General features: G+C 68.5%; 3 protein-coding genes. 2 read left to right on the top strand and 1 reads right to left on the bottom strand.

Translation table 11 applies throughout. From position 1 onward, the window contains the following. Positions 1-303: 303 nt before the first annotated feature. Positions 304-951 carry a GntR family transcriptional regulator gene (locus tag ABZX92_RS45600; RefSeq protein WP_355572371.1) on the bottom strand — a complete coding sequence of 216 codons (648 nt, stop codon included), beginning with the start codon at positions 949-951 and terminating at the stop codon, positions 304-306. A gap of 57 nt (positions 952-1,008) precedes the next feature. Here ABZX92_RS45600 and ABZX92_RS45595 point away from each other — a divergent pair, with 57 nt between their 5' ends. After that, a complete protein-coding gene (locus ABZX92_RS45595; RefSeq protein ID WP_355572369.1) occupies positions 1,009-1,428 on the top strand; it encodes a VOC family protein in 420 nt (139 codons plus the stop codon). Positions 1,429-1,536: 108 nt separating this feature from the next. After that, entirely contained in the window at positions 1,537-2,778 is a 1,242-nt protein-coding gene (locus ABZX92_RS45590) for a cytochrome P450 (RefSeq protein WP_355572367.1), read from the top strand. Positions 2,779-2,837 lie beyond the last annotated feature (59 nt).

Raw genomic sequence — 2,837 nt, 5'->3', positions numbered from 1 at the left:
CCGTGCACTCGCTGTCGAAGTCGTCCTCGCTGGCGGGGTACCACCAGTGCTACCGGGAACCACTTCGCGCGCAGGCCGGCACTGTTCCGTGCAGGTCCGCGTTGTTCTTTCGCCGCGTCTGAAGCCGAACTCCGGGTCGGCGGAGGTCACCGAGCCGTGACTTCTCGCACCGAGGCGTCCGCGCCGTGTGTCTCTTGTGGACGCTCAACGCCGGTCGGCGATCTGGAGGGCCGCTGGTCAATCCACGTCGGCGAGCTGGCCGTGGTGTTCCACCACCGGCCGTTGAGGGAGTTCACCCCTGAGCTAACCCTTGGTCAGCACGTCGAACGCGTGCTTGCGGTGCTCCGCGAACAGCTTCAGCGCACCGTCCACATTGCCCAGCCGCAACGCCGCCACCAGGTCGCGGTGCTCCGCGCGGATCTGCTCCAGGTAGCCGTCGGTGCTGACGCCGACCCGAGTGATCAGGAACAGGTGCACCTGCGACCGGATCGCCTCCCAGGCCTGCCGCAGCCGTGCGTGGTGTGCGGCGGCGTAGACGGCGTCGTGGAACGCGATGTCGCAGCGCACCATCTCGTGCGGCGTGCCGGCGCGGTCCATCGCGGCCGAGGCCTTTTCGATCAGCGTCATGTCCGCGTCGGTGGCCTGGTCCACGACCCGGCGGACGGCCAGGACCTCCAGGGCGCCGCGCAGGCTGTCCAGTTCGGCCACGTCCTGCAACGACAGCGCGGTCACGGTGGCGCCTCGGTGCCACTCGGTGTGCACGAGGCCCTCGCGTTCGAGCTTCTGCAGCGCCTCGCGCACCGGGCCGCGGCTGACCTCCAACGCCTCCGACAGCTCCTGCTCGCGCAGGGCCTCGCCCGGCGCGTAGCGGCCGTCGAAGATCGCCTCGCGGATCTCGTCAGCGACCTCGGTGCTCAGACCTCGGCGGCGAGCTGGACCCATCTTCGTCATGTCGCAATGTTAACAAGACCACAAGTTGCCATCTTGTCTTAATGTTAACATTCCTACATGCCGAACATCCCCCGTTTTCACCTCGCCATGCCGGTCGACGATCTCGACGCCGCCCGCCGCTTCTACGGCGAGACGCTCGGCCTCGAGCAGGGCCGCAGTTCCGACACGTGGATCGACTGGAACCTGCACGGCCACCAGTTCGTCACGCACCTCGCACCCGAAAAACAGGAGCAGGTGCACAACCCGGTCGACGGCCACGACGTGCCGGTGCCCCACTTCGGCCTGGTCCTGACCGTCGACGAGTTCGGGAAGCTCGCCGGCCAGCTCCAGGAAGCGGGCACGAAGTTCGTGATCGAGCCGTACGTGCGGTTCCAGGGCGAGCCCGGCGAGCAGTGGACGATGTTCCTGCTGGACCCGGCCGGCAACGCGCTGGAGTTCAAGGCCTTCGCGGACGACTCCCAGGTGTTCGCGAGCTGAACCCCCAAGCCCAGGTAAAAATCTTGCACAACGCGCAAGTTTCGGTAGCGTGGGAGGTGACGCCGAGCCACGACCCGGTCACCCCGGGTCAGAGGGGAAGAGGCCACCATGACCACGGCAGAGCGGCAGCGCAGCGCGCAGGAGCTCATCCGCCCGCAGCTGCCCGCTGAGCTCACCCAGCGCGGCAAGTGCCCGTTCGACCCGGCCACTGGGCTGACCGAGCTCAGCCGGCAGGGGCGGATTCACCGCATCGAGCACAACGGCGAGACGGTCTGGCTCGTCACCGGGCACGAGGAGGCGCGCGCCGTCCTCGCCGACCCGCGGATGAGCTCGGACCGCATCAACAGCCCACGGGCGCGCCGGCTCATCTCGCCGGAGCTGCACGCCAAGATGTTCCCGCCGGAGCGGCGAGCCGGGTCGTTCATCTTCATGGACGCCCCCGAGCACACCCACTACCGCAGGCTGCTGACCGGCCAGTTCACCGTGCGCCGGATGCGCGACCTGGCACCGCGCATCCACGAGATCGTCACCGCGCAGCTCGACGCGATGATCGAGAAGGGCGCGCCCGCGGACCTCGTGCGGGACTTCGCGCTGCCGGTGCCGTCACTGGTGATCTGCGAGCTGCTGGGCGTCGACTACGGCGACCGCGAGGAGTTCCAGCGCCGCACGTCCAAGCTGCTCAGCCTGAAGACCACGATCGACGAGCAGATCGAGGTCGGCACCCAGCTGCGGCAGTTCATGCAGGTGCTCGTCCGCGCCAAGCAGCGCGACCCCGGCGACGACCTGCTGTCCGGGTTGATCCGCGACACCGAGCTCACCGAGGAAGAACTCGTCGGCATCTCGAACCTGCTGCTCATCGCGGGCCACGAGACCACGGCGAACATGCTCGCGCTCGGCACGTTCGCGCTGCTCGAACACCCCGAGGAGTTCACGAAGCTCAAAGAGCACCCGGAGCTGACCGAGAACGCGGTCGAGGAGCTGCTGCGCTACCTGTCGATCATCGCCATGGGTGTCGCCCGGCACGCCAAGGCGGACGTCGAGATCGGCGGCGCCACCATCCGCGAGGGGGAGACCGTCGTGGTGTCGGTGCCCGCCGTCAACCGCGACGAGAGCCAGTACCCGGACCCGCACGAGCTGCGCGTCGACCGGCCGCGCGGGCACCACGTCGCGTTCGGGCACGGCATCCACCAGTGTCTAGGCCAGCAGCTGGCTCGCGTGGAGATGACCATCGGCTTCACCGAACTGGCGCGCAGGCTGCCGACGCTGAAGCTGGCCGTGCCCGCCGACGAGGTGCCGCTGCGCACCGACATGTCGATCTACGGCGTGCACTCCCTGCCGGTGAAGTGGTAGCCGGGGCGCAGGATCCTCACGCCGTTCAACGACTCCAGCGACGCGAGCCGGATGTGCGA

Source organism: Lentzea sp. NPDC006480 (assembly GCF_040611995.1).
Classification (GTDB): Bacteria; Actinomycetota; Actinomycetes; order Mycobacteriales; family Pseudonocardiaceae; genus Lentzea.
Note: the sequence above shows the minus strand (reverse complement) of the source record. Positions and strands in the feature narration are given on the sequence as shown.